Source organism: Pseudomonas sp. 2822-17 (assembly GCF_002742485.1).
Lineage (GTDB): Bacteria > Pseudomonadota > Gammaproteobacteria > Pseudomonadales > Pseudomonadaceae > Aquipseudomonas > Aquipseudomonas cyclaminis.
Genome location: NZ_LJRZ01000178.1, coordinates 1 through 339 on the forward strand (window position 1 = coordinate 1; position 339 = coordinate 339).

Genomic DNA, 339 nt, shown 5'->3' on the forward strand with positions numbered 1-339 from the left:
GAGTGAGGCTTTAAAACGGGAATATGATATTAAACAACTCACAAGAATGGAAAAAGAAGCAATTATTTATGAAGGTGGAGATAAGTAAATGTACATACAACAAAGCTTCAAGGATGATTTTCAAGGCTGTTTGTACTTAGTGCCTACTCCAATAGGTAACTTACAAGATATGACTTACCGTGCAGTGGATACGTTGAAGGAAGCGGATGTAATTGCTGCGGAAGATACTCGTCATACTAAAAAACTTTGTCATGTTTTTTCAATACCAACACCATTAATCAGCTATCACGAACATAACAAAAGAGAACGGGAAGAGGAATTGGTAGAGCGTGTTAAGAA

The 339-nt window shown here is 36.6% G+C and carries 1 protein-coding gene; it reads left to right on the top strand.

The window, feature by feature from the left end; genetic code table 11:
* Nucleotides 1–88: 88 nt before the first annotated feature.
* On the top strand, nt 89–339 hold a 251-nt coding region (locus AOA60_RS01435; protein ID WP_256592784.1), incomplete at its 3' end, for an SAM-dependent methyltransferase.